Origin of the sequence: Micromonospora sp. WMMD961, assembly GCF_029626145.1 — a bacterium.
In the GTDB taxonomy this organism is placed as follows: Bacteria; Actinomycetota; Actinomycetes; order Mycobacteriales; family Micromonosporaceae; genus Micromonospora.
In genome coordinates, this window is the sequence record NZ_JARUBJ010000002.1 from 658,525 (window position 1) to 682,606 (window position 24,082).

Here is a 24,082-nt window from a genome sequence, read left to right on the forward strand (position 1 = left end):
CGAATGAAAGGCGACTCTGATGACCGACGTAGCAAAGCAGACCGAGACCGTCACCCTCACCATCGACGGCGTCGAGGTCACCGCCCCCAAGGGGACGCTGCTGATCCGGGTCGCCGAGCAGATGGGCACCGAGATCCCCCGGTTCTGCGACCACCCGCTGCTGGCCCCGGCCGGCGCGTGCCGGCAGTGCCTGGTCGAGGTGGAGGGGCAGCGCAAGCCGGTGGCCTCCTGCACCCAGACCGTCGCCGACGGCATGGTCGTGCGTACCCAGATCACCTCCCCGGTGGCCAAGAAGGCGCAGGAGGGGGTGATGGAGCTGCTGCTGCTCAACCACCCGCTGGACTGCCCGATGTGCGACAAGGGCGGCGAGTGCCCGCTGCAGAACCAGGCGATGTCCACCGGCCGCACCGACTCGCGCTTCCACGAGCACAAGCGGGAGTACGAGAAGCCGATGGCGATCAGCAGCCAGGTGCTGCTGGACCGCGAGCGGTGCGTGCTCTGCCAGCGGTGCACCCGGTTCTCCGAGGAGATCGCCGGCGACAAGTTCATCGACCTGATGGGCCGGTCGTCCGCCGAGGAGATCAACATCTACCGGGACGACGCGTACGGCGAGCAGGGCGACGACGGTGACGTGCCGTTCAACTCCTACTTCTCCGGCAACACCGTGCAGATCTGCCCGGTGGGCGCGCTGACCGGTGCCCAGTACCGCTTCCGAGCCCGACCGTTCGACCTGGTGTCCAGCCCGAGCGTGTGCGAGCACTGCTCGGCCGGCTGCGGGCAGCGCACCGACTGGCGGCGCGGCAAGGTGCTGCGCCGGCTGGCCGGCGACGAGCCGGAGGTCAACGAGGAGTGGAACTGCGACAAGGGCCGCTGGGGCTTCCAGTACACCCGGGCCACCGACCGGCTGACCACTCCGCTGGTCCGCGACGAGCACACCGGTGAGCTGCGCGAGGCGTCCTGGAGCGAGGCGCTCACCGTGGCCGCCGAGGGGCTGCACACGGCTCGGGAGAGCGGACAGGGCACCGGGGTGCTGACCGGCGGTCGGCTGACCGTCGAGGACGCCTACGCGTACGCGAAGTTCGCCCGAGTCGCGCTGAACACCAACGACATCGACTTCCGGGCCCGACCGGTCTCCCGCGAGGAGGCCGACTTCCTGGCCAGTTCGGTCGCCGGGGTCACCGACGTCACCTACACCGACGTGGAGAACGCGCCGGCGGTGGTGCTGGTCGGCCTGGAGCCGGAGGAGGAGTGCCCGATCCTCTTCCTGCGGCTGCGCAAGGCGTACCTGAAGAAGACCCTGACGGTGTACGCGCTGGCGCCGTTCGCCACCCGCGGCCTGGAGAAGCTCGGTGCCAAGCTGGCCCGGGTCGTGCCGGGCGAGGAGGCCAGCGTGCTCGCCGAGCACGCCACGGTCGCCGAGGCGCTGAGCGCGCCGGGCGCGATCCTGATCGTCGGTGAGCGACTGGCCAGTGTGCCGGGTGGGCTGTCCGCCGCCGCGGACGTGGCTCGGCGTACCGGAGCGAAGCTGGTGTGGGTGCCCCGCCGTGCGGGTGACCGGGGCGCGGTCGACGCGGGCTGCCTGCCCAACCTGCTTCCCGGCGGACGACTGGTGACCGAGCCGGCCGCCCGGGCCGAGCTGGGCGAGGCGTGGGACATCCCGGCCGGGGTGATCCCGAGCCAGGCCGGCCGGGACACCGACGGCATCCTCGCCGCCGCCGCCAACGGGCAGCTCGGTGCGCTGGTCGTCGGGGGTGTCGACCCGGCCGACCTGGCCGACCCCCGGCTGGCCGAGTCCGCGCTGGACACGGTGCCGTTCCTGGTCAGCCTGGAGCTGCGCGCCAGCGCGGTGACCCGGCGGGCGAACGTGGTGCTGCCGGTCGCCCCGGTGGTCGAGAAGTCCGGCAGCTTCCTGGACTGGGAGGGTCGGCTGCGTCCGTTCGAGGCGGTGCTGAACACCGCCGCGATGACCGACGGTCGGGTGCTCGACGCGCTGGCCGCGCTGCTCGACGTTCGGCTGGGTACCGCCGACGTGCCGAGCGTTCGCCGTGAGCTGGGCTCGCTGCCGGCGACCCGGATGTCCCGGCCGGCCGCACCGTCGGTGGCGCCGGGCCGGGTGCCGCACCCGGGCGCCGGTGAGGCCGTGCTGGCGACCTGGCACCAACTGGTCGACCTGGGCACCCTGACCGACGGTGACGAGCACCTCGCCGGCACCGCCCGCCCGCCGGTCGTCCGGCTGGGCAAGGGCACCGCCGAGGCGCTCGGTGTGATCGACGGCGACGCGGTCACGGTCGGCACCGACCGGGGTGCGCTGACCCTGCCGGCCGAGCTCACCGAGATGCCGGACGGCGTGGTCTGGTTGCCGACCAACTCACCCGGTTCGACAGTGCGACGCAGCCTCGGGGCGACGTCCGGCGCGGTCGTCCGGATCTCCGTTCCCGCACCGAGCGCGGCCGTTCCGGCCGGGCGCGTGGCGGCCGACGAGACCGGTCTCCCGGGTCCGCTCCTCAACACCGGGGGTAACCAGTGAGCGCGAGGAGTGAACGAGCGCACGCGAGGGAGGCCCTCCGCGAGCGCGAGGAGCGAGCGAAGCGAGCCCCGCAGTCGCGAGCAGTCAGGCTCGCAGTCGCGAACGAAAGGTGGGCACTGTGAGTCCCCTCCTCGCCCAGGACCCGACGCTGGCCGACTTCGGCCGGGATCCGTGGTGGCTGGTCCTCGGCAAGATCGTCTTTGCGTTCGCGTTCGGCCTGCTGGCCACCCTGCTCGGTGTCTGGTTCGAGCGGCGCGTCGTGGGCTACATGCAGGTGCGGCCGGGCCCCAACCAGGTCGGCCCGTTCGGCCTGCTGCAGACGCTCGCCGACGGTCTGAAGATGGCCTTCAAGGAGGACATCCTCCCGAAGGCAGCCGACAAGGTCGTCTACTTCTTCGCCCCGACCATCTCGGTGATCTGCGCGGTCACCGCCCTGTCGGTGATCCCGTTCGGGCCGATGGTGAGCATCCTCGGCCACCACACGCCGTTGCAGGTCACCGACGTGCCGGTGGCGGTGCTGCTGCTGCTCGCCTGCTCGTCGATGGGCGTCTACGGCATCGTGTTGGGCGGTTGGGCCTCCGGCTCGACGTACCCGCTGCTCGGCGGTCTGCGGTCGAGCGCCCAAATGATCTCCTACGAGGTCGCCATGGGGCTCTCCATCGTGGCGGTCTTCATGACCGCCGGCACGATGAGCACCAGCGGGATCGTCGCCGCCCAGGGCGACGCCACGCGGCTGACCATCTTCGGCACCGAGATCCCCGCGCCGGGCTGGTACGCGATCCTCCTGCTGCCCAGCTTCATCATCTTCTTCATCGCCACCGTGGGTGAGACCAACCGGGCGCCGTTCGACCTCCCCGAGGCCGAGTCCGAGCTGGTCGCCGGCTTCATGACGGAATACAGCTCGCTGAAGTTCGCGCTCTTCATGCTCAGCGAGTACGTCGCGATGGTGACCATGTCCGCGGTCACCACCACGCTGTTCCTCGGAGGTTGGCGGGCACCCTGGCCGATCACCCTCTGGGAGGGCGCCAACTCCGGTTGGTGGCCGATGCTCTGGTTCTTCGGCAAGGTGATCGCGCTGGTCTTCGTGTTCGTGTGGCTGCGCGGCACGCTGCCCCGGCTGCGCTACGACCAGTTCATGCGCCTCGGGTGGAAGGTGCTGCTGCCGATCAACCTGGTCTGGATCCTGGTCCTGTCGGGCCTGCGCTCCATCGAGGACTGGGACACGCGCGGCAAGGTCATCGCCGTCAGCATCCCGGCCGGCATCCTGCTGATCGCCACGCTCTTCTGGCCAAGCCGCAAGCCGCAGCCGAAACCGACGACCCAGGAACAGGTCGACAACCGGCCGTACGGGAGTTTCCCGCTGCCGCCGATGGATCTACAGGTACCACCGAGCCCGCGTATCACGCGCGTGGTCGCCGAGCGGGAGCCGGCCAACATCGTCGCCGGCTCGGACTCCAGGGAGGTGTGACGTGGGCGCGATCACCGGAACGTTCAAGGGATTCGGTGTCACCTTCTCGCACATGTTCAGGAAGGTCGTCACCACCGACTACCCGTTCAAGCCGCCGGTGTCGGCGCCGCGCTACCACGGGCGGCACATCCTCAACCGGCACCCGGACGGCCTGGAGAAGTGCATCGGCTGCGAGCTGTGCGCCTGGGCCTGCCCGGCGGACGCCATCTACGTCGAGGGCGGCGACAACACCGACGAGCAGCGCTTCTCGCCGGGTGAGCGGTACGCCAGCATCTACCAGATCAACTACGCCCGCTGCATCTTCTGTGGGCTGTGCATCGAGGCCTGCCCGACCAGGTCGCTCACCATGAGCAACGAGTACGAGCTGGCCCGGGACAACCGGCAGGACCTGATCTTCACCAAGGAGCAGTTGCTCGCTCCGTTGCTCGAGGGCATGGAGCAGCCACCGCACCCGATGCGGCTGGGTGACAGCGAGAAGGACTACTACGTCGGCGCGCTGGACAACCCGGGCACCTCCGCCGGTGCCGAGACGTCCCCGATGGGCCCCGGCCGCTACCAGGTCGAGGAGCACCCCGGCGTGACGTTCCCGGGCGCCGAGCAGGCCGCCCAGCGCGCGGCGGCCGGCAAGGGAGAGAAGGCATGACCACGTCTACGGTGCTCGCCGCGGCGGGTTCGGTCTCCGGCGGCGAGGCGGTCACCTTCTGGATCCTCGCCCCGCTCGCGCTTCTCGGCGGGATCGGCATGGTGGCCGCGCGCAACGCCGTGCACTCGGCGCTGTGGCTGGTGCTGACCATGCTCTGCCTGGGCGTGTTCTACGTGCTCCAGGCCGGGCCGTTCATCGGCATGGTGCAGATCATCGTCTACACCGGCGCGATCATGATGTTGTTCCTGTTCGTGCTGATGCTGGTCGGTCGGGACTCCACCGACTCGCTGATCGAGACGCTGCGCGGCCAGCGGGTCGCCGCGATCGTGCTCGGCGTGGGCTTCGCCGGCCTGGTCGGCACCGGCGTCTACCAGGCGCTGGACCGGACCACGGCGGTCGGCCTGGAGCAGGTCAACGCCGAGGGCAACGTGCAGGGCATCGCCCGGCTGCTGTTCACCAAGTACGTGTTCGCGTTCGAGCTGACCTCGGCGCTGCTGATCACCGCGGCGGTCGGCGCCATGGTGCTGGCCCACGTCGAGCGGCGTAAGCAGGACAAGGTCGACCAGGTGTCGACAATGCGCTCGCGCTTCGCCCCGGGCAACTACCCCGGTCCGAAGCCCGGCCCCGGTGTCTTCGCGACCTCCTCCTCGGTGGCCACCCCGGCCCGGCTGCCGGACGGCCGCCTGACCGACCGCAGCACCCCGGCGATCCTTCCGCAGCGCGAGCTGACCGCCGAGGAGACCTCCCTGAAGGGGACGGACAAGTAATGGATTCGTTCTTCTCGGTCGAGCCGAACTACTACCTCGTCCTCGCCGCGGTGCTGTTCACCATCGGCGCCGCCGGGGTGCTGATCCGGCGCAACGCGATCGTGCTGTTCATGTGCGTGGAGCTGATGCTCAACGCGGCCAACCTGACGCTGGTCACCTTCAGCCGGATCAACGGTGACCTCAACGGCCAGATCATGGCGTTCTTCGTGATGGTGGTGGCGGCGGCCGAGGTCGTGGTCGGGCTCGCGATCATCATGGCCATCTTCCGGACGCGACGCTCGGCGAGCGTCGACGACGCCAACCTGCTGAAGTACTGAGGGGTCCACCGGTGGAAGAGACTGTGGAATACGCCCAGGCCACGGGGCTGCTCGGGGGCGTCTGGCTGCTGGTGGCGATCCCGCTGCTGAGCGCGGCCGTCCTGCTGCTGCTCGGCCGGCGGGCCGACCGCTGGGGGCACTGGTTGGGTGTGGCGGCCATCGGTGCCGCGTTCGTGCTCGGCCTGTCCTTCTTCTTCCAGCTGCGTGGCCTGGAGAACAAGTCGGTCGAGCTGAGCCTCTGGGACTTCATCGCGGTCGGTGACCTGCGCGTCGACTTCGGCCTGCTGTTCGACCCGCTGGCTGCGGTCTTCGTGCTGCTGATCACCGGGGTGGGCTTCCTGATCCACCTGTACGCGGTGGAGTACATGGCGCACGACGCGGGTCGTCGCCGGTTCTTCGCGTACTTCAACCTGTTCGTCGCGGCGATGCTGCTGCTGGTGCTCGGCAACAACTACGTGATGCTGTACTTCGGCTGGGAGGGCGTCGGTCTGGCGTCGTACCTGCTGATCTCCTTCTGGACCGAGCGGCCGAGCGCGGCCACCGCCGGTAAGAAGGCGTTCCTGATGAACCGGGTCGGCGACGCCGGCCTGGCCATCGGCATCTTCATCATGTTCGCCACAGTGGGCACCACCCAGTACGACGAGGTGTTCAACGGTGTCGGCTCGCTGACCGGCGCGACGGTGCTGGTCCTCGGTCTGTTGCTGCTGCTCGGCGCGGCCGGCAAGTCCGGCCAGTTCCCGCTGCAGGCCTGGTTGCCGGACGCCATGGAGGGTCCGACCCCGGTGTCGGCGCTCATCCACGCGGCCACCATGGTCACCGCGGGCGTCTACCTGATCGCCCGGTCCAACCCGATCTTCTCCGCGAACTCGACGCTGCAGGTCGTGGTGGTCAGTGTCGGCGCGCTCACCCTGCTGATCGGCTGCGTCATCGGTGCGGCCAAGGACGACATCAAGCGGGTGCTCGCCTGGTCGACGGTGAGCCAGATCGGTTACATGTTCGTCGGCGTCGGACTGGGCGGTGGCGCGTACGCGCTGGCGATCATCCACCTGCTGGCGCACGGCTTCTTCAAGGCCAACATGTTCCTGGGTGCCGGCTCGGTGATGCACGGCATGAAGGACCAGGTCGACATCCGTCGCTTCGGTGGCCTCTCGAAGCACATGAAGATCACCTGGCTGACCTTCATGATGGGCTGGCTGGCCATCATCGGCCTCCCGCCGCTCTCCGGCTACTTCTCCAAGGAACCGATCATCGCGAGCGCCTTCGAGCGGGAGGACTGGACCGCCTGGCTCTTCGGCGGTGCGGCGCTGCTCGGCGCCGGGCTGACCGCGTTCTACATGACGCGACTGTTCGTGCTCACGTTCCACGGCCCGAAGCGGTGGACCGAGGACATCGAGCACCCGCACGAGTCGCCGAAGCTGATGACCATCCCGCTGATCCTGCTGGCTGCCGGTTCGGTGGTGGCCGGTGGGCTGATGGCCTGGAACGACGGCGTCGCCTCCTGGCTGTCGCCGGTGCTCGGCGAGGAAGCCGCCGGTGAGGCCCACGGCGTGCTCTCCCACACGGTGATCACGATCCTGTCGCTGCTGGTCACCGTGCTCGGCGCCGGCCTGGCCTGGTTCCTGTTCCGGGCCGGTACGGCCACCGCGCCGCAGCCGGCCGGTGTGCTGGTCACCGCCGCCCGACGCAACCTCTACACCGATGCGTTCAACGAGGCGGTCTTCGAGAAGCCGGGCATCTTCCTCACCCGGGCGCTGGTGTACCTCGACAACCGGGGCGTCGACGGGCTGGTCAACGGGCTCGCCGCCGCCGTCGGGGGTGGCTCGGCTCGGCTCCGGCGGATGCAGACCGGCTTCGTCCGCTCGTACGCCACCTCGATCCTGGCCGGTGCGCTGCTGGTGATGGCGGCGTTCCTGGCGGTGCAGGCGGGGTGGTTGGCGTGATCGACCTCTTTCCGGCCGCCCCCGCCGGCGGACCACGCAGTGACGACGGAGGTAAGGCCGCATAATGTCCAACTTCCCGTTCCTCTCGGTGCTCACCGTGGCGCCACTGGTGGGCGCCCTGGTGGTGGCCTTCCTGCCGCGCCACCGGCCGGAGCTGGCCAAGCAGGTGGCGTTCGCCTGGTCGCTGCTCGTGCTGGTGCTCTCGGTGGTGATGTGGGTCAGCTTCAAGACCGGCGGTGACCGGTTCCAGTTCCGCGAGTCGTACTCGTGGATCCCGAACTGGGGAGTCAGCTTCACCTTCGCCGCCGACGGCATCGCGCTGGTGATGCTGATGCTGATCGCGGTACTGGTGCCGCTGGTGATCCTGGCGTCCTGGCACGACGCCGAGTCGTCGAAGCGGTCGGTGCCGGTCTACTTCGCGCTGCTGCTGGTCCTCGAGTGCACGATGATCGGCGTCTTCGCGGCCGCCGACGTCTTCCTGTTCTACGTGTTCTTCGAGGTCATGCTGGTCCCGATGTACTTCCTCATCGGCAGCTACGGCGGCCACCAGCGGCAGTACGCGGCGGTGAAGTTCTTCCTCTACTCGCTCGTCGGCGGTCTGTTCATGCTGGCCGCGGTGATCGGCCTCTGGGTGGTCGGCGGGAAGACCTTCGACTGGCAGGCGCTGTCGCAGGTCGACATCAGCACCGGCACCGAGCGGTGGCTGTTCCTCGGCTTCTTCCTCGCCTTCGCCATCAAGGCGCCGTTCTTCCCGTTCCACACCTGGCTGCCGGACGCCGGTGGTGCGGCCCCGGCGGGCGCGGCGGCGCTGCTCGTCGGCGTGCTGGACAAGGTCGGCACGTTCGGCATCCTGCGTTACTGCCTGCCGCTGTTCCCCGAGGCGTCGAAGTGGTTCGCACCGTGGGCGCTGGCCCTGGGCGTGATCGGCATCGTCTACGCCGCGCTGCTGGCGGTCGGTCAGAACGACCTCAAGCGACTGGTGTCGTACACCTCGATCGCGCACTTCGGTTTCATCGGGGTGGGCATCTTCGCCTTCACCACCCAGGCCGGCACCGGCGCGGTGCTCTACATGCTCAACCACGGGCTGGCCACCGGCCTGCTCTTCCTCGTGGTGGGCATGCTGATCTCCCGGCGTGGCTCGGCGCTCATCAGTGACTTCGGTGGTGCCGGAAAGCTGGTCCCGGTGCTCGCCGGGGTGCTCTTCTTCGCCGGTCTCGCCTCGCTCGCGCTACCGGGTACGGCACCGTTCATCTCCGAGTTCCTGGTGCTGATCGGCACCTTCACGGTGAACAAGCCGGTCGCGATCATCGCCACGCTCGGCATCATCCTGGCCGCCGCGTACGTGCTGTGGATGGTGCAGCGCACCACCCAGGGCACCCTCAACCCGGCCTTGACCGAGGTCGACGGGATGCGGCGGGATCTCAACCTGCGCGAGAAGGTCGTGGTCGCCCCGCTGATCGCTCTGATCGTGCTGCTCGGCTTCTTCCCCAAGCCGGTCACTGACGTGATCAACCCGGCCGTCCAGGCGACCATGGACGACATCGGCAGAACCGACCCGGCCCCGTCGGTGGGCACTGTCCAGGAGGCGGCAAAGTGACCGAGTTGAAACTGCCGTCGATCGACTACGCGGCGATCGCTCCGATCCTGATCATGCTGGGCGTCGCGTTGCTCGGCGTGCTCGCCGAGGCCCTCGTGCCTCGGCGCTGGCGGCACGTGGTGCAGTTGACGCTGGCGCTGCTCGCGGTGCTCGCGGCGCTGACCATGGTGGTGCTCAGCGCCGACGAGCGGATCATCACCGCAGGCGGGGCCCTCGCCATCGACGGGCCGACACTGTTTCTCCAGGGCGCGATCCTGGTGCTGGCCGCGATGGCGCTGCTGCTGATCGGTGACCGCTCGGTCGAGCGGGGCGGGGCGTTCGTCGCCCAGGCCGCGGTGACCGCCGAGTCGGCCGACGACCGGCGGCAGGCCGAGGGGCGTAACGGCCTCACCGAGGTCTACCCGCTCACCACGTTCGCGATCGGCGGCATGCTGATCTTCGTGGCGGCGAACGACCTGCTGACCATGTTCATCGCGCTGGAGGTCTTCTCCCTGCCGCTCTACCTGCTCTGCGCGCTGGCACGTCGCCGGCGTCTGCTGAGCCAGGAGGCGGCGATGAAGTACTTCCTGCTCGGCGCGTACGCCTCCGCGTTCTTCCTGTTCGGGGTGGCGCTGATCTACGGCTTCACGTCCGGCATCCCGGATCGGCCGGCCGGCGTCGACTTCGCCACCATCGACGCGGCGGTGGGCGAATCCCCGGCCAGCCCGGTGCTGCTCTTCGCCGGCATGGCGCTGCTCGCGATCGGCCTGCTCTTCAAGGCCGCGGCGGCACCGTTCCACGTCTGGACCCCGGACGTCTACCAGGGTGCGCCGACCCCGGTCACCGGCTTCATGGCGGCCTGCACCAAGGTCGCCGCGTTCGGTGCCCTGCTGCGCGTCTTCCACGTCGCGTTCGCCGACGCCAGCTGGGACTACACCCCGATCCTCGGCGCGGTGGCGGTGCTGACCATGCTGGTCGGTGCGGTGCTCGCGGTCACCCAGACCGACATCAAGAGGCTGCTCGCGTACTCCTCGATCGCCAACGCCGGCTACCTGCTGGTCGGTGTGCTGGCACCGAGCCGCGACGGACTCGCCGGCACGATGTTCTACCTGGTCGCGTACGGATTCTCGGTGCTCGCCGCGTTCGCGGTGGTGACGCTGGTGCGGGACGCCGACGGGGAGGCCACCCACCTGTCCCGCTGGGCCGGGCTGGGACGGCGGTCGCCGTTCTTCGCCGCAGTGTTCACGTTCATCCTGCTGGCCTTCGCGGGTATCCCGCTGACCAGTGGCTTCATGAGCAAGTTCGCGATCTTCGGGCCGGCCCTGGAGGAGGGGCAGGCCTGGCTGGTGATCGCCGGCGTGCTGACCAGCATGGTGCTGGCCTTCCCGTACCTGCGGGTCGTGGTGATGATGTGGCTCTCCGAGCCGGGCGAGTCCACCCCGACGGTCACCGTGCCCGGTGGGCTCACCTCCGCCGCGCTGATGATCGGCGTGCTGGCCACCCTGGTGCTGGGCGTCGCCCCGGCCCCACTGCTCGACCTGGCAGCCGGAGCCGCCGAATTCGTTCGATGACAGAAGGATCGATTACCGGGGGCCGGCGCGTGTTCACGTGCCGGCCTCCGGTGCGTATCCCCGACCCGGAGCAGGTCGAACGGGTGTGGCATGGTTGATAGCGTGGTGAATCCGGCGGGTGAGCGTTCAGGTGCCTCCGGCTCCGGCGGTCGGCGGGGTCGCGCGAGCACGAGTCAGTTCGGCGCGATCGGGCTCAACGTTGCCGATCCGCGGGTCGAGGCGTCCGTGCTGGCTGTGCTGGACACGGTCGAGGTCGAGTTGCGGGCCAGCGTGGCCAGCGCCGACCCGTTCGTCACCGAGGCCGCCCGGCACCTCCTCGAGGCCGGCGGGAAGCGTTTCCGGCCGCTTCTGGTGGCGCTCGGCGCCCAGTTCGGTGACCCGACCGGCCCGCAGGTGGTCCCGGCCGCCGTGGTGATGGAGCTCACTCATCTCGCCACCCTCTACCACGACGACGTGATGGACGAGGCCGTCGTCCGACGGGGCGCGGCGAGCGCGAACTCCCGCTGGACCAACTCGCTCGCCATCCTGGTCGGCGACTACCTCTTCGCCCGCGCGGCGGACATCGCCGCCGACCTGGGTCCCGAGGCGGTCCGGTTGCAGGCGCGCACCTTCGCCCGGCTGGTGCACGGCCAGATCGCGGAGACCGTGGGGCCGCGCGCCGAGGACGACCCGGTGACCCACTACCTGAACGTGATCGCCGACAAGACCGGCTCGCTGATCGCCACGTCGATCCGGTTCGGCGGCATGTTCGGTGGCGCCGCCCCGGAGCACGTGGAGGCCCTCGCCGGGTACGGCGAGACGATCGGTGTCGCCTTCCAGCTCACCGATGACCTCCTCGACATCGCCTCCGAGTCGGTGCAGTCGGGCAAGACGCCCGGCACGGACCTGCGCGAAGGTGTCCCGACGCTGCCGGTGCTGTACGCCCGGGAGTCGGACGACTCGGACGCATCCTCGGTGCGTCTGCGGGAGATCCTGGCGACCGGTCCGCTGACCGACGACGCGCTGCACGCCGAGGCGTTGGGGCTGCTCCGGGAGAGCCCGGCGCTCAAGCGCGCCCGGGAGACCGTGCGGAGTTACGCCGAGGACGCCCGTGCGCGCCTGGCCCCCCTTCCGGAGGGCCCGTCGCGGCACGCGCTCGAATCGCTCTGCGACTACATCGCCGACCGCACCAGCTGATCGTCGTTCCGACGCGCGGCAGCAGCGGCGCGGCTCAGTAGACGGCCACCGCCGAGCATGAGGACGGCCGCCAGCAGCATGGACACCGCCGCGGTGGTCCACATGGCCGGGTAGCCGAGGTGGGCGGCGAGGGGGCCCAGGCTCAGCGGGCCGAGACAGCCGCCCGCGTACACCCCGGTCTGGGTGATCGAGGTGGCGGCGGCCGGTGACTGCGGATGGAGTCGGACCACCGCGAAGGTCATCAGGCCGGGCCACGCCCAACCCAGGCCGAAGCCGAGCACCACGCCGAGCACCAGCGGCACCGGGCCGGTCAGCGCGAGCAGGCCCAGCCCGACCGCGCCGACGACCAGCATCGCGGCGATGAGGGCGACGTGGCCGCTGGCGCGGCGATCGGCCAACCAGCCGGCGCCCACCCGGGCCGCGACGCAGACCGCGCTGCCCAGCGTCAGGGTCAGGCCGGCCAGGCCCGGCGACATGCCCCGGGCCGCGGCGGAGTCCACCAGGAAGGTGCCCAGGGCGTTCGCTGCCACCGCTGCCAACGTCGCCGCCGCTCCGACCACCACAAGCGCCGCCGTCGCCCGGCCGGCGCGCGTCGCACCGGCCCGGCGCGGCGGGCCGGGCACCTCCCGGGGTACGGCGGGCAGCGTCGTCATCGCGGCCACCGCTGCCGCCACGAACGCCCACCGCCAGCCGACGGTGAGCGCGATGGCCGGCACCGCCGCGCCGGCCAGCAGGGTGGAGATCGGGATGGCGGCCTGCTTGACACCGAACGACAGCCCCTGCCGTCGGGCCGGCACGTGTTGGGCCAGTGCGGTGTTGCTCGCCAACTGGCCGAGGGCGTTCGCGGCGGCGCTGAGTGCCAGCAACCCGACCAGCACCGGGTACGAGCGGGCGAGAGCCGCCACGGCCAGCATCGACCCGGCGGCCAGCACGATGCCGCAGCGGGCCACCCGGGTCGGGCCGTACCGCTCGACCAGTCGGCCGGAGGGCACCGAGGCCAGCGCGCTGACGCCGAAGTAGACGGCTACGGCCAGGCCGAGGCCGGCCGGGGAGAAGCCGAGGTCGGTGCCCATCTGCACGGCGAGACCACCGAGCAGGAACACGGGGAGTACGCAGGCCACGGTGGTGGCGACGGCACCGGCGCTGGCCCTGATCGGGTGGGATCGGGCGGCGTCCGGCTCGGGGGTGATGGCGGTGTTGGTCATCGTCCGGCAAACCTACGTGAATCCTCCTCAGGCCACTCGCCGTGACGGTCGGGCCACGAGCTGTGGATGGTGATCTGGCATCCTCGACCCGAACAGGCATTTCGCACCGGGCCTGTTTTTCATATGGTGTAAGTCCCCGGCGGCGGAGGTGGTTGTGCGCGACCCCTTGGCAGAACCTTCGGACCTGATCCGCAGCGTGTCCCGAGCGCTGCGGGTGCTGGAGTCGGTCGGTCGCGCCCCGAAAGGCCTGACCGTCAAACAGATCGCCCGGCGGTGCGAGCTGACCGTGGCCACGACCTACCACCTGGTCCGCACACTCGCGTACGAGGGCTACGTGATCCGTCGCGAGGACGGCACGTACATCGTGGGGTTGGAGGTGGCCGACCGCTACCGGGAGTTGGTGACCGCCTTCCGAGGCCCGCCAGCGGTCGGTGAGACCCTGCGGCGGGCCGCCCTGGACACCGGCTACAGCCACTACCTCGGTCGCTTCGTCGGCGGTCAGGTTGCCCTCACGGCGGTCGCCGAGGGGCACCGCTCGCCGTACCTGGAGGATCTGGTCCCCGGCTTCGACGAGGGCGCTCACGCGACAGCTCTCGGTAAGGCGCTGCTCGCCACTCTGAGCGTCGACCAGCGCCACCGCTACCTGCGGGAGTACGGCATGCGCCCGTTCACCACCGCCACGCTGACCACCACCGAGACGTTCGAGGCCGACCTGGCCGCCGGTGACCGGCGTGGCATGCAGTTGGAGATGGGGCAGTTCCGCCAGGGGGTGGCCTGCGCGGCGGTGCTCGTCGCGCCGGACAAGGACATGGAACGCCGCGTCGTGCTGGCCTGTGCGTTGCCGGCCAGCGAGATGATGACCTCTGCCCGGGTGGTCCGCGCCAAGCTGCTCACGGTGGCCCGCAGCGTCGCCGACGGCATCGCGTCCGACAACTGACCGCAGCAACGCCGGAGGCCCTCTCCCGGGCTGGGAGAGGGCCTCTGCGGGCGGTCCAGCCCCGGACCGCCTGAGCAACGTCGACGGCCGGCCGGCCGCGGGTGTGAGGTCAGCTGCCGACCGGGCCACCGTCGAGGCGCCAGGTGACCACCACGCCCGGCTTGGCGTAGTCGCCGTCCGGCCAGTTCGAGGCCGGGTTCTCCACCGAGGCGCCGGTGATCTCGCCCGGGTGCTGCACGGCGACGAACACCGAGCGGTTGTCACCGGTGATGAACGGACCGCAGGTCTCCGCGCCGAGCGGCACGGTCAGGAACTGCTTCAGGTGACCTCGCTCCGGGCCCTCCACGGCGGTGGCGAACAGGCCGTCGTTACTGCCCAACGCGTTGCCGTCGGTGGAGATCCACAGGTTGCCGGTGGCGTCGAAGGCGACGTTGTCCGGGCAGGAGATCGGAGAGACCTTGGTCTTGTCGTACCCGGCGAAGAACGTCGACGCGTCGGTCGGGTCGCCACACACGATCGGCAGCGACCAGGCGAAGGTCTCCGAGGTGTTGTCGTTGCGGTCCTCGACCAGCTCCAGGATCTGCCCGTGCTTGTTGGCGTTGCGCGGGTTCGCCTCGTCCGGCTTCGGGTTGCTGCCGACCCCACGGTTGGTGTTGTTGGTCAGCGCCACGTACACCTTGCCGGTGAGCAGGCTCGGCTCGACGTCCTCGGGGCGGTCCATCTTGGTCGCACCGACCTTGTCACCGGCGAGCCGGGTGAAGGTGAGCACGTCCGCGGCGGTCATCCCGTCGACGAACGACCGGTTGCCGCTGACCAGCTTGATCCAGCGACCCCGGCCGTTGAAGGCGCCGTCGGTGGGCAGCTTGCCCGAGCCGTCGATCTCGGCCGCGCTGGTCTGGTCGAGCTGCGCCACGTAGAGCGTGCCGGACTCCAGCAGGGTCAGGTTGTGCTTGCGGGCAGCCCAGGAGTTGCCCTTCATGAACTTCTGGTCGGAGACGAACTTGTAGAGGTAGTCGAACCGCTCGTCGTCACCCATGTAGGCGACCACGTGGCCGTCCTTGGCCACGATCACGTTCGCGCCCTCGTGCTTGAACCGGCCCATCGCGGTGTGCTTGCGCGGGCGGCTCTCCGGGTCGAACGGGTCGATCTCGACGATCCAGCCGAACCGGTGCGCCTCGTTGGGGTGCTTGGCCAGGTCGAAGCGCTCGTCGGCGCGCTCCCACTTGCGGCTGCCGCTGGGGTAGCGGCTGGCGGTGCTGATGCCGTAGCGGTCCAGCTTCGGCTTCAGTTCGGCCGGGGCGGCGTCAGCGCCGACGAAGTACTGGTTGAAGTTCTCCTCGCCGGAAAGCACCGTGCCCCACGGGGTCACGCCGCCGGCGCAGTTGTTCAGGGTGCCGACGACCGTACGACCCCTGGGGTCGGCGGCGGTCTTCAGCCACGCCGAGCCGGCGGCCGGGCCGGTCAGGTCGAACTTGGTGCTCAGCGCGGTGACCCGCCGGTTGTACGCCCGGGGGCCCTTGCCGACCGGCTTCCACTGCCCGGTGCCCGCGACCCGTTCCAACTCCACCACTGACATGCCGTGCGCGGCCATGGCGGTGCGCAACTGCTCCACGGACAGCCCGTCCAGGCCGGGGAAGCCCGGGAACATCAGGTCCTCGTTGGTGTACTCGTGGTTGACCACGAGCAGCGCCCGCTTGCCCTGCTTGTCCAGCGGCAGCACGCCCACGAAGTCGTTGTTGTAACCGAACTGCTTGGACTGCGCGGCGGCGGTCTGGTGGTGCACGTTGAACTCGGGCGCGCCCGGCAGCACCGGGTCACCCCACTTGATCACCACGGCGTGGTCGTAGCCGTTCGGCACGACCAGGGTGTCCAGCTTGTTCGGCGGGATCGGCTTGAAGGTCAGCGCACCGTTGCCGACACCGGTGCTGGGACGGCCGAAGCCGAAGGCCTCCGGGACGTCCGGGGTGGTGGGGGCGGCCATGGCGGGCGCCGCGCCGGCGAGCGCACCCGCCGCCGCGCCGCCGAACCCGAGGACCAGGGCGCCGACAGCGCCGGCCCGGACCACGCCGCGGCGCGAGACCTCCGCGTTCACCACGTCTCCGAAGTACGCGTTGTCGGACGTGTTCGGGACCGGGTGGTCGCACGCGTTTCCGCAGCGGTACAGACAGGTCATGGCGTCACGGGTGCCATGGCGGTTGCCGGTCAACAGGGGGAGCAGCCGGGGGCGGTCGCTCATGGGGGAAGCCTCCAGGGAATCGGTGGCACGACAGGCGGCGTACCCGCCGGACGCTAGGAGGGCGTGGTGAGCGCTCGTCGGCTGCGATGTGAACCCGGCATGAACACCTCTGCGGGCGACAACCGTCTGACCTCGGGCTGAACCGTTCGGCGTGACCGCACGTATTCACGGGCGGACGCAACGCCGGACGCGCGCAGGAAGCGAGGAGACTGCCATCAGCGACCACGACGCCCAACTGCTGCGCGCGCTGCACGACGAGCACGCGGAGGCGCTGTACGCCCATGCCCTGCGGCTGGTCAACGGTGATCGGCAGCGCGCCGAGGACCTGGTGCAGGAGACACTGCTGCGGGCCTGGCGACACCCGGAGTCCCTCGACCCGAAGCGCGGTTCGGTGCGGTCGTGGCTGTTCACCACCGCCCGCAACCTGGCCATCGACGCCTGGCGGCGACGCTCCACCCGGGTGGGTGAGGTGTTCACCGACGACCTGCCCGAACCGCCGGAGGTCATCGACGAGGCCGAACGGGCGGTGGAGGCGTGGACCGTCGCCGAGGCGCTGAACCGGCTCAGCCCGACCCACCGGGAAGTGCTCGTCGAATGCTTCTACCAGGGGCGGTCGGTGGCCGAGGCGGCGTCCCGCCTGGGCGTACCGCCGGGAACCGTGAAGTCCCGCACCCACTACGCGTTGCGGTCTCTGCGGTTGGTCCTGGCCGAGATGGGGGTGACGGGATGACCCGGTGCGAGTTCGCGTACGACGACGGCGCGTACGTGCTGGGTGCCTTGGCTCCCGCCGAACGGGCAGCCTACGAGCGGCACCTCTCCGGCTGTGCCGCCTGCCGGGAGTCGGTCGCCGAGATCGCCGTGCTGCCCGGGTTGCTCGGGCGCCTCGACCCGGCGGGGTTGGAGCAGATCCTGCCCCCGCCGGCCCCGCCCCGGGTGCCCGCGCTGCTCGACGAGGCCCGGCGTCGCCGGCGTCGGCAACGCTCCGCGGACCGGCGACGGTACGCGTTGACCACCCTGGCCGCCGCCGGGCTGGCCCTGGTCGTCGGTGTCGGTACGGCCGCGGTGCTGCCCCGACCGGTCGCACCGCCGCCGGGGGCGCAGAGCACGCCGGGCCCGCAGGTGTCGATGGTCGCGATGCGGCCGGTGGCGGCTGCGGGACCGGTGCACGCCGACATCGGGCTGGTCGGCACCAAGTGGGGCACCCGGGTGACCATGCGGTGCGGGTACGACGCGCGGACGAGTTACGGCAAGGCGTACCCGTTCCGGCTGGTGGCGCGTGGCCCGAACGGCGCCACCGAGCAGATCGGGTCCTGGCTCGCGGCCCCCGGTGACGACCTCAGCTTTACCGGTGCCACCAGGTTCACCGACGCCGAGCTGGCCAGCGTGGAGCTGCAAAAGGCAGACGGCACCCCCCTGCTCACCTACGCCGTCCCGTAACCCGCCCCGCCGGCCCGGCCCGGCCCCGCCCCGCCCCGCCCGGTCGCGTCGATCATGGAGTTGTGGTGGGTGACGAACCGCCCGAACTAGGGTCGGGCGGGCACCACAACTCCATGATCGACGGCGGGTTCGGGTTGGCGGGCCCGGGTTCGGCGGGAGGTGCGGACGGCGTCGGTGGTGAAGACGATCAGGGCCAGCCAGACCAGTGCGAAACCGGCCAGGCGGGCGGGCGGCATCGGCTCGTGGAAGATCAGCACACCGCAGCCGAGCTGCAGGATCGGCGCGAGGTACTGGACCATGCCGAGGCTGCTCAGCGGCAGCCGGTTGGCCGCCCCGGCGAACATCAGCAGCGGGATCGCCGTGGCCGCGCCGGCCAGCACCAGTAGCGCGGTGTGCCAGGCCGACACGTGGCCGAAGGTCGAGTCGGCCCTCGCGGTCAGCCAGCCGAGGTAGCCCAGCGCCGGCAGTGCCAGCACCGCGGACTCGACGAAGAGCCCCTCCGCCGGCGGCAGCCCCAGCCGCTTCTTGACCAGGCCGTAGCCGGCGAAGCTGAACGCCAGGGTCAACGCCAGCCAGGGCAGCCGGCCGTAGTCCACGGTGAGTACCACGACCGCCGACGCGCCGATCCCCAGCGCCGTCCACTGCGCCGGGCGGAGCCGCTCCCGCAGCACCGTCACGCCGAGCAGCACCACCACCAGCGGGTTGATGAAGTAGCCCAGCGCGGTCTCCACCACCCGGTCGGAGTTGACCCCGTAGATGTAGGTGCCCCAGTTGACCGCGATCAGCGCGGCGGCGGCGACCATCCCGGCCATCGCCCAGGGGCGACGCAGCAGCGCCCGCAGGAAGCCGACATTGCGCAGCGCGCCCAGCAGCAGCGCCACGAACACCACCGACCAGATGACCCGGTGGGCCAGGATCTCCAGCGGGCCGGCCGGCCGCAACAGCTTGAGGTAGAGCGGAAAGAAACCCCAGAGCAGGTACGCGCCGAGGCCGTAGAGGTATCCCAGGCGAAGCGGCGTCACGCCTCTACCGTAAGGGGCGTACCGCTGCCTTGTTCCTTTCCAGTGACTGGGGTCACCGGCGGGCGCTGGTCGAGGTTCATCCACCGCTCCGGGACGTCCAGCGGCGTGAAGCCCACTCTCGCGTACACCTGGTGTGCGTCGTTGGTGATCAGCAGGATCCGGCGTACGCCCAGCTCGGCCAGGTGGTCACGGGCCGCGCCGACCAACCACCCACCCAAGCCGCGACCCCGGACGGCGCGGTCGACGTACACGTCGGAGAGCCAGGCGAAGGTGGCGCGGTCGGTGACCACCCGAGCCACGGCCACCTGGCGGCCGTCCTCGGGCCGGTAGACACCGAACGGCAGCGAGCCGGCGAACGCCCGCTCGGTCACGGCCCGGTCCCGCCCGAGTGCCCAGTATGCGTCGGTCGACAACCAGTGGTGCACCAGCTCCAGATCGAGCCGGGCGGGGTCGGTGCTGAGCAGGTGGCCGTCGGCGCGGGTCAACGAGAACATCACGTGACGCTAACCGCCGAGGTGGGCACCTGCGGCGGCCAATTCCCGAAAGGTGGTAACCGGCCCGCCCCGGCGGGAAGCCGGGACGGGCCGATCCGCTCGGCGGTCAGTCCCGGTCGAGGACGGCGCCCAGGATCCAGGTCACGATGCTCACGAAGAGCGCACCGAGCACGGCGGCCGGCCAGAAACCGTCCACAGTGAACGGCAACCCGGCCTGGTCCGCGATCCAACTGGTGAGAAGGAACAGCAGCCCGTTCACCACCAGCGCGATGAGACCCAGCGTCAGCAGGTAGAAGCCGCAGCCGACCGTCTTGATGACCGGCTGGAGAACCGCGTTGACCACGCCGAAGATCACCGCCACCAGGAGCAGCGTGGTCACCGTCTCGACAGCCGAGTTCGACTCCAGAGAGATGCCCGGGATGAGGAGTGTGGCCAGCCAGAAAGCCAGCGCTGTGCTGGCCAGCCGAATCAGCAGACCTTTCAGAAAACCCATGGCGGGGATCGTGCCACGGACCGCGCACCTACGTAACCCGGCAGTTGACCATCCTGCTGGATCAGCCGCGCGCCGGTTTCCCGATCAGTTGCGACTCGATCGGAGTGGGGGAGAGCAGGGCCCAGCGCAGCGCCCTGCGGTTGACCACGGCCACCATGTCGTCCCGGATCCGGGTCAGCCACTCGGCCGACCCACCGAGGCCCAACGCGGTGCCGGCCAGCGCGGCCTCGGCGGCGTTCAGTGGTTGCAGCAACGCCAGGTCCGCCCGGCTCAACGCGTCCACGTCCGCCGGCGTCAACTCGTCGCGTACCAGGAGAGTGGCCCGCCACGGCGGGCCCGGCTCGGCGTCGGCCGGCACCGACCCCGCGTCGACGACGAGCAGTAACGGGCGTAGCGCACTGCCCACCCCGTCCGCGACCGGTCGGCCGGGCGGGATCAACGGGATCGTCCCGCCCGGCGCACCCACCCCCCGTACGAACGGTTCCCAGGCGCGCGGCCGGGAGGTCTGCACCACCACGAGCGCACCGAGGGCCAGGGCGCGCAGGGCCACCAACTGGGCGGCGCGCACTCCGCCGACCAGCAGCACCCGGGTGCTCTCCGGCCGGAACAGTCGTACGGTGACGGCCCCGCCGTGCCGGTTCGTGCCGACCATCATTCCCGCGCCGCCCACTGTCAGCTCCCAGTCGTCCAACGCGACGCGGGCAGGCGCTTCGTTGCTGGTCAGCGCCAACGGGAGCGTCGCGCCGAGCCCGCTCAGGTGCGCGCCGTCGAGCCGCCGAAGCTCCCCGCCCAGGTCGGTCACCAGGCGCGTCATCGCCTCGGCGGCTGCGGCCAGCTCGGTCGCCGTGCCGGCGGCCAGGCGAACGGTCAGCTCGGTCGGCACCCCGACACCTTCAGTGGTCGGGTTCGGCCCCGCGGAGATCGACACGGTCGTCGCGGTCACCGGCAACGCGAGCAGCCGGGGCGTCAGTCGCCGTCCACCCGCGCCGTCCGGCCAGCGGACCAGCCGGAAGGTGGCCTGGAGCAGTGTGCCGGACCGGAGCGTGGGCCAGGACTCCCGCACCGGATGGCCGTCGTGATGGGCCAGCTCGCCCAGCACCCGCAGCGCCGCAGGCACGCCGAGTGGCCGCGCGGTCAGCGACCCGAGCCGGCGGACGATCCGGCGTACCGTGCCGGCGAGCACCCGGCGCAGGTCCTCTCCGGACCAGCCGTCCACCCGGAGCACCCGCACCGCCAGCACCGCCCGTTCCCGCCCGGCGAGCCGCCCGTCGGTGAGCTGCCGGTACGACGTGCCGACCGTGCCGGCTGCCGCCGGCACCGGCGCCGGCGCCCCGGTGAGCAGCAGCTGGACCCGCAGCGGGGGCAGGTCCGGCCCAGCCGGAGGCAGCAGGGCGGACGGCGCGGGAATGGCCCGGGACGCGTCGCCGAGCAGATCGCCGGGGTCGCCGAGTTCCAGCAGCACCACCATTCCAGCGGTGTCCTCCAGCACCGCCGCGGGCCCACCGGTCAGCTCCGTGGACCGGACGACGGTGCCCGGAGCGACCAGTTCGAGCAGCTCGGTTGCCCCGGTCGGCCCGGGCAGTTCCCGGCGACGGGTCACGTGTTCGGCGGCGGTGCCCAGCCACTCGAAGAGCCACCGGCCCCGGACCCGGACCACAGCCGCTGCCACCAGCAGCACGGCGACAAGTGTCGCTGCCGCGATGACCGGCGCGGGCCGGCCGAGGGCGGTGAGGACCAACGCCGCCGCGACCTGCGCGGTGACCAGTTGACCGGCGTGCACCCTGACCCCGGAGCCTCGGCCGGATGATGTCCACCGGTCGAGGGTCGATCGGCGACGAGGTGCCCGCCGGTCGGCGAAGCCCGGGCGGCGATCGGTGGGGCGGCCTGGGCCGATCGCCGGCGGCACGGTGTCTGGCCCGGACCGGGCCGGTGTCGCCCGGTGCGGTCCTCCGGTGGTGATCGCCGGCACCGCGCCTCCTCGACCTGTGGGGACCGCGTCGCACCGGCGGCCGACCGTGCTCGGGTGGCCGTCACGCGCCGCGACGTGGCTGCAGCACATCGTAAGTGACCGATGGCTGCCATGGTTGTCCACAGGGGAAAGGCAGGGGGTAGCAGAACTGCGACGAGGTCGCTACCGTCAGCCACGAAGTTCGTCGCTGACCCGTGTCTCAGTGCTCGACGGCCGGGCCAAGCGGACGACGCGTCCCCAGGGTGGCCGCGTCGAGAGCCAGGTGCGATCGGAGAGACGAGGTGACGTCCGGGTGTCCCAGACGCAGGCAGAAGCCGCGGTGATGCAGCAGACAGCCGCGAAGTTCGAGCAGGTGGACCAGTCGTTGCAATCCATGCTGACCGGCCTGCTGGCCGAGCTGGAGGTGTTGCAGCAGGCCTGGCGTGGCGCCGGTGGTCGATCCTTCGAGCAGGTCAAGCAGCAGTGGTCGCAGGACCAGGCGGCGCTGCACCGGGCGTTGCGCGAAACCGCCGGCGCGATCCGCACCGCCGGCCGACAGTACGACGTCTCCGACGACGAGGTCGCCAGCCGGGTAGCCGGCACCAACCGCGGCGGCATCCAACTGCCGCTCTGATCCCGCCCGGGAGGAAATCCGATGGACCATGGTGTGCTGGTCGTCAACTTCGCCGCGCTTCAGCAGGCCGGCGCGGACATCCAAAAAGCGCTGAACAGGCTCGACTCGCAACTCGGCCAACTCGAACGCGATGCCGCCCCGCTGGTGGCGAGCTGGACGGGCGAGGCCCGCCAGGCCTACGAACAGCGGCAGGCACGGTGGCGGTCCGCCTCCCAGGACCTCCAGGCGATGCTGCGGGACATCAAGTTGGCGGTGGGTGACTCCGCCTCCGACTATCTGGACACGGAGAAGAAGAACACCGGGCTGTTCCAGTGAGCGCGGTGGGCCGGGAGCGCTGACCATGACCAGGTCGGTGCCCCGGCCGCTGCGCCGCAGCGTCCGGCTGACGGGGGCAGCTTCGGGCAGTGCGCCGACGGAGTCGGGCCAGGCTGGTGGGCTCGCGGAGTCAGACCCCGCCGGCTGGACGCCATCGTCGGCGGGCACCGCGGGGCACCACCAGGGCGAGCAGCACCACGGTGGCCGCCGTCGTGCCGACCACCGCGCCGACCAGCAGGGCACGATCCCGTGCCGCCGCTCTCCGGGTCTGGCGGGCGAGCGCTGCCGGGTCGGCGCGATCGTCAGGGAGTGCGGTGACTTGCCGCGGGCCGGCCGCGCGGCTGCCGCCGGTCTCGGTGACTGCCCGGTAAGGGTTCAGCACGCCGGCGCCGTACCCGCCGCCGTGGCCCATGCCCGGGGCCGGGTCGGCGGTGGCGACGATCCGCTCCGCCACCTGGGCGGCGGTCAGCTCCGGCCGGTACTCGCGCAGCAACGCGGCGGTGGCGGCCACGAAGGGCGCCGCGTAACTGGTGCCCTCGACCCGAAGGTGGCCGGCGCCGGGTGCGGCGGTCAGCACCTCGCTGCCCGGCGCCACCAGGTCGACGTACGGGCCGGTCTGCGAGAAGGCCGTCCGCCCACCGTCCGCCCCGATCGCCCCCACGCCGAGCACCCCGTCGTAACCGGCCGGGAACGGTTGGGGGTTGCCGTTGTCGTGCAGGTTGCCGGCGGCGGCCACCAGCACGACGTCGCGTTCGACCGCGTACCGCACGGCCGAGCGCACCTCCGGGTCGTCCGCGTACAACACCACGGACAGGTTCACCACGTCGGCGTCGTGGTCGACGGCCCAGCGGATGGCCCGGGCGAACTCGTCGGCGCTGACCGTACGCCCCGACTCCCGACCCTGCACCACCTGCTGCTCACTCACCCGCACCGGCAGGATCCGGGCATCCGGTGCGAGACCGCGGAAGGCGACACCGGGGCGGGGTGCCGCCGCGATGATGCTCGCCACTCCGGTGCCGTGCCCCGCGCAGTCCCGCCTGCCGTCCCCGCCGGCGTCGAGCAGGTCGGTGCCGGCCAGCACGCGCTCGGCCAGTTGGGGGTGCACCCGATCCACCCCGGAGTCGACCACCGCGACGGTCACCCCGGCACCGGTGGCCAGGGGCGCGAGCCGGGTGGGGTCGTACCGTTGCTGTGGCCAGGGTGTGGCGGTGACCGGCCGGGCCGGGGTGAGGTTGGTCGCACAGGCCGGCACCACGCGCAGCCTGGCGGTGGCGGCGACGGTCGGGAGGGCCGGTACGGTCAGGAGGCCGACGGCCAGACCTGCGAGGACCGGGCGCGTGATCGATCGAGACATCGACAGCCTCCGTATCGTGTCG

General features: G+C 71.0%; 21 protein-coding genes. 14 read left to right on the forward strand and 7 right to left on the reverse strand.

Translation table 11 applies throughout. The features are described from left to right. Positions 1–19 precede the first annotated feature (19 nt). From O7614_RS03230 to O7614_RS03270, 9 genes are all read left to right on the forward strand, one after another. Positions 20–2,527: an NADH-quinone oxidoreductase subunit G gene (locus tag O7614_RS03230; protein WP_278137004.1), complete on the forward strand. Its 2,508-nt coding sequence runs from the start codon at positions 20–22 to the stop codon at positions 2,525–2,527. A 118-nt stretch (positions 2,528–2,645) separates the two neighbouring features. Continuing rightward, positions 2,646–3,995, forward strand: coding sequence for an NADH-quinone oxidoreductase subunit NuoH (nuoH, locus tag O7614_RS03235; RefSeq protein WP_278137005.1), 1,350 nt, complete (start codon positions 2,646–2,648; stop codon positions 3,993–3,995). A 1-nt stretch (position 3,996) separates the two neighbouring features. Further along, positions 3,997–4,638, forward strand: a complete 642-nt coding sequence (gene nuoI, locus O7614_RS03240) for an NADH-quinone oxidoreductase subunit NuoI (RefSeq protein WP_141907606.1) — start codon at positions 3,997–3,999, stop codon at positions 4,636–4,638. After that, positions 4,635–5,405 carry an NADH-quinone oxidoreductase subunit J gene (locus tag O7614_RS03245; protein ID WP_278137006.1) on the forward strand — a complete coding sequence of 257 codons (771 nt, stop codon included), beginning with the start codon at positions 4,635–4,637 and terminating at the stop codon, positions 5,403–5,405. Before nuoI ends, O7614_RS03245 begins: the two co-directional genes overlap by 4 nt. Next, positions 5,405–5,722, forward strand: a complete 318-nt coding sequence (gene nuoK, locus O7614_RS03250) for an NADH-quinone oxidoreductase subunit NuoK (RefSeq protein ID WP_278137007.1) — start codon at positions 5,405–5,407, stop codon at positions 5,720–5,722. Before O7614_RS03245 ends, nuoK begins: the two co-directional genes overlap by 1 nt. A gap of 11 nt (positions 5,723–5,733) precedes the next feature. Continuing rightward, entirely contained in the window at positions 5,734–7,662 is a 1,929-nt protein-coding gene (gene nuoL / locus O7614_RS03255; protein WP_278137008.1) for an NADH-quinone oxidoreductase subunit L, read from the forward strand. A 64-nt stretch (positions 7,663–7,726) separates the two neighbouring features. Then, on the forward strand, positions 7,727–9,259 hold the full coding sequence (locus O7614_RS03260) for an NADH-quinone oxidoreductase subunit M (RefSeq protein WP_145785928.1): 1,533 nt from the start codon (positions 7,727–7,729) through the stop codon (positions 9,257–9,259). Beyond that, the gene (nuoN, locus tag O7614_RS03265) at positions 9,256–10,809 is read left to right on the forward strand and encodes an NADH-quinone oxidoreductase subunit NuoN (protein WP_278137009.1); all 1,554 of its coding nucleotides are present in this window, start codon (positions 9,256–9,258) and stop codon (positions 10,807–10,809) included. The genes O7614_RS03260 and nuoN overlap by 4 nt, the downstream gene beginning before the upstream one ends. A 90-nt stretch (positions 10,810–10,899) precedes the next feature. Then, a complete protein-coding gene (locus O7614_RS03270) occupies positions 10,900–11,985 on the forward strand; it encodes a polyprenyl synthetase family protein (RefSeq protein ID WP_278137010.1) in 1,086 nt (361 codons plus the stop codon). On the opposite strand, the gene O7614_RS03275 is transcribed toward O7614_RS03270, so the two are convergent. After that, entirely contained in the window at positions 11,961–13,190 is a 1,230-nt protein-coding gene (locus O7614_RS03275; protein ID WP_278137011.1) for an MFS transporter, read from the reverse strand. The two genes, O7614_RS03270 and O7614_RS03275, sit on opposite strands and share 25 nt — an antisense overlap. Positions 13,191–13,344: 154 nt before the next feature. Between O7614_RS03275 and O7614_RS03280 the strand changes: the two genes are divergently transcribed. Then, complete coding sequence (locus O7614_RS03280) at positions 13,345–14,127, forward strand: IclR family transcriptional regulator C-terminal domain-containing protein (protein WP_145785932.1); 783 nt, start codon at positions 13,345–13,347, stop codon at positions 14,125–14,127. 109 nt (positions 14,128–14,236) lie between these two features. Here O7614_RS03280 and O7614_RS03285 read toward each other — a convergent pair whose 3' ends face one another. Further along, a complete protein-coding gene (locus O7614_RS03285; RefSeq protein ID WP_278137012.1) occupies positions 14,237–16,363 on the reverse strand; it encodes a PhoX family phosphatase in 2,127 nt (708 codons plus the stop codon). 214 nt (positions 16,364–16,577) lie between these two features. Between O7614_RS03285 and O7614_RS03290 the strand changes: the two genes are divergently transcribed. Together O7614_RS03290 and O7614_RS03295 are read left to right on the forward strand one after the other, a co-directional pair. Continuing rightward, a complete protein-coding gene (locus O7614_RS03290; protein WP_088986748.1) occupies positions 16,578–17,093 on the forward strand; it encodes a sigma-70 family RNA polymerase sigma factor in 516 nt (171 codons plus the stop codon). Next, positions 17,090–17,800 carry a zf-HC2 domain-containing protein gene (locus tag O7614_RS03295; RefSeq protein WP_278137013.1) on the forward strand — a complete coding sequence of 237 codons (711 nt, stop codon included), beginning with the start codon at positions 17,090–17,092 and terminating at the stop codon, positions 17,798–17,800. Before O7614_RS03290 ends, O7614_RS03295 begins: the two co-directional genes overlap by 4 nt. A gap of 86 nt (positions 17,801–17,886) precedes the next feature. On the opposite strand, the gene rarD is transcribed toward O7614_RS03295, so the two are convergent. The 4 genes from rarD to eccE all read right to left on the reverse strand — a co-directional run bounded on the left by rarD (position 17,887) and on the right by eccE (position 21,778). Then, a complete protein-coding gene (gene rarD, locus O7614_RS03300; protein WP_278137014.1) occupies positions 17,887–18,822 on the reverse strand; it encodes an EamA family transporter RarD in 936 nt (311 codons plus the stop codon). Then, positions 18,819–19,316, reverse strand: coding sequence for a GNAT family N-acetyltransferase (locus O7614_RS03305; RefSeq protein ID WP_278137015.1), 498 nt, complete (start codon positions 19,314–19,316; stop codon positions 18,819–18,821). The genes rarD and O7614_RS03305 overlap by 4 nt, the downstream gene beginning before the upstream one ends. Before the next feature lie 106 nt (positions 19,317–19,422). Further along, positions 19,423–19,809, reverse strand: a complete 387-nt coding sequence (locus tag O7614_RS03310) for a phage holin family protein (RefSeq protein ID WP_278137016.1) — start codon at positions 19,807–19,809, stop codon at positions 19,423–19,425. A 61-nt stretch (positions 19,810–19,870) separates the two neighbouring features. Beyond that, positions 19,871–21,778: a type VII secretion protein EccE gene (gene eccE, locus O7614_RS03315; RefSeq protein ID WP_278137017.1), complete on the reverse strand. Its 1,908-nt coding sequence runs from the start codon at positions 21,776–21,778 to the stop codon at positions 19,871–19,873. A 292-nt stretch (positions 21,779–22,070) separates the two neighbouring features. On the opposite strand from eccE, the gene O7614_RS03320 reads away from it, so the two are divergent. Beyond that, positions 22,071–22,391, forward strand: coding sequence for a WXG100 family type VII secretion target (locus O7614_RS03320; protein ID WP_238645909.1), 321 nt, complete (start codon positions 22,071–22,073; stop codon positions 22,389–22,391). A gap of 21 nt (positions 22,392–22,412) precedes the next feature. Beyond that, a complete protein-coding gene (locus O7614_RS03325; protein WP_278137018.1) occupies positions 22,413–22,706 on the forward strand; it encodes a WXG100 family type VII secretion target in 294 nt (97 codons plus the stop codon). Between the two features lie 130 nt (positions 22,707–22,836). Here the strand turns inward: O7614_RS03325 and mycP are convergent, their stop codons facing one another. Beyond that, positions 22,837–24,060 (reverse strand): type VII secretion-associated serine protease mycosin, encoded by a 1,224-nt coding sequence (mycP, locus tag O7614_RS03330; protein ID WP_278137019.1) that lies wholly within the window; start codon positions 24,058–24,060, stop codon positions 22,837–22,839. Positions 24,061–24,082 lie beyond the last annotated feature (22 nt).

Excerpts from the sequence above, each read along its gene's own strand:
- O7614_RS03325 (WP_278137018.1), top strand. The coding sequence starts at position 22,413 with ATGGACCATGGTGTGCTGGTCGTCAACTTCGCCGCGCTTCAGCAGGCC.
- mycP (WP_278137019.1), bottom strand. The coding sequence starts at position 24,060 with ATGTCTCGATCGATCACGCGCCCGGTCCTCGCAGGTCTGGCCGTCGGC.
- O7614_RS03305 (WP_278137015.1), bottom strand. The coding sequence starts at position 19,316 with ATGTTCTCGTTGACCCGCGCCGACGGCCACCTGCTCAGCACCGACCCC.
- O7614_RS03310 (WP_278137016.1), bottom strand. The coding sequence starts at position 19,809 with ATGGGTTTTCTGAAAGGTCTGCTGATTCGGCTGGCCAGCACAGCGCTG.
- O7614_RS03285 (WP_278137012.1), bottom strand. The coding sequence starts at position 16,363 with ATGAGCGACCGCCCCCGGCTGCTCCCCCTGTTGACCGGCAACCGCCAT.
- O7614_RS03260 (WP_145785928.1), top strand. The coding sequence starts at position 7,727 with ATGTCCAACTTCCCGTTCCTCTCGGTGCTCACCGTGGCGCCACTGGTG.
- O7614_RS03295 (WP_278137013.1), top strand. The coding sequence starts at position 17,090 with ATGACCCGGTGCGAGTTCGCGTACGACGACGGCGCGTACGTGCTGGGT.
- nuoK (WP_278137007.1), top strand. The coding sequence starts at position 5,405 with ATGGATTCGTTCTTCTCGGTCGAGCCGAACTACTACCTCGTCCTCGCC.
- O7614_RS03275 (WP_278137011.1), bottom strand. The coding sequence starts at position 13,190 with ATGACCAACACCGCCATCACCCCCGAGCCGGACGCCGCCCGATCCCAC.
- O7614_RS03230 (WP_278137004.1), top strand. The coding sequence starts at position 20 with ATGACCGACGTAGCAAAGCAGACCGAGACCGTCACCCTCACCATCGAC.
- O7614_RS03245 (WP_278137006.1), top strand. The coding sequence starts at position 4,635 with ATGACCACGTCTACGGTGCTCGCCGCGGCGGGTTCGGTCTCCGGCGGC.
- O7614_RS03270 (WP_278137010.1), top strand. The coding sequence starts at position 10,900 with ATGGTTGATAGCGTGGTGAATCCGGCGGGTGAGCGTTCAGGTGCCTCC.